The sequence below is a fragment of the Corallococcus sp. CA041A genome (assembly GCF_003612075.1).
Classification (GTDB): Bacteria; Myxococcota; Myxococcia; order Myxococcales; family Myxococcaceae; genus Corallococcus; species Corallococcus exiguus.
Map to the genome: position 1 here is coordinate 1 of NZ_RAWF01000553.1, position 1,094 is coordinate 1,094.

2 protein-coding genes are annotated in these 1,094 nt (G+C 66.2%); both read right to left on the reverse strand.

What is annotated here, in order from left to right:
- Window positions 1-63 precede the first annotated feature (63 nt).
- On the reverse strand, window positions 64-723 hold the full coding sequence (locus D7V77_RS42095) for a hypothetical protein (RefSeq protein WP_147452365.1): 660 nt from the start codon (window positions 721-723) through the stop codon (window positions 64-66).
- A 111-nt stretch (window positions 724-834) separates the two neighbouring features.
- A partial coding sequence (locus tag D7V77_RS42100; RefSeq protein ID WP_147452353.1) for a transposase occupies window positions 835-1,094 on the reverse strand: 260 nt, incomplete at its 5' end.

A 1,094-nucleotide genomic window follows, 5' to 3' on the forward strand; every position in this document is an offset into this window, starting at 1 on the left:
GCCAGCACATCCTCGACCTCCGCGCTCTGGTGCTCTCGGACCGTTGGGACGCCGCCATGACTCTCATTCTCGCGCCACGGCGCGCTCGGGTGCGGCGCGCCGCGTGATCAGGATGGGAGCCACACCCATGAGACCCATCTCGTCGAGCACCGGGTTGTAGAAGAGGTGCGCGTGCTGGGTGTCATACTTGCTCAGCCGGATCTGGAACGGGTACGGGAGCCCCTGGGCCCCCTCCAGGGAGTTCTTCATCGCAATGAAGACCTTGCGGAAGGAGTCCTCGAGCGGTTTCGCGGCGGAGGTGAACTCATAGACGCTCCCCAGGCTGGAGGTGCCGCTGCCCCAGCTCTGGTACCCCCGCTCGTGCTTGTGACCATCCTTTGTGCCCTCGCGAAACACCGCCAGCCGCGGCCCCGCCAGCTTCTGCAGGAACGCCGCGACGAACCCCTGGACCTGCTGTGTCCCCTGCGCGATGAGGCCCTGCTTGAGCTTCGCCTTCGCCAACTCGAGCGCCGCGGCCTCCGCCTCCCTCTTCTCCTTCGCCAGCTTCTCCTTGGCGAGCTCCTCCTCCGTCTTCTCCTTCTTGACGAAGAGGTTGTGGCCGCCGTGCCGAAGGCTTCCCAGGGGGTAGACGTCCGGCACCGGCTCCCCGGCGATGAGTCGCCGCAGAAGCTCGGTCCCGTTCTGCTTGGACTTCACCTCAGGCGTTGCACTGGGGAGACGCATGTCCAAAGCTCCAGGGTTTGGGTTCAGCGGCGCGAGCCGCCGCGCGGAGACTGTCACATGGACTCCGGGTAAGCGTTCAGGGGGCTGGGCGACCGCGAGCGTGAGCTGGATTCAGGTTCCGGGCAGCAGCGATGGTGCGGGAGCGCCGTGGAGATGGGCTTCAAGGGACGCAGTGAGAGCGTCGAGCACGTTGCGCTCCTGCTTCCTGAGGCTCATCACGGCCGTGAGGATGCGCTCGACGAATCGGCTGCCGTCCTCGCTCTGGGTGCCAAAGCTCGTCTTGCGCCAGATGACCGCATGGCGCAGGTCCCTCTCGGCGAGGTTGTTGGTGGGCTCGACGCCCTCGGTATAGACGAACGTCCAGAGCGCCT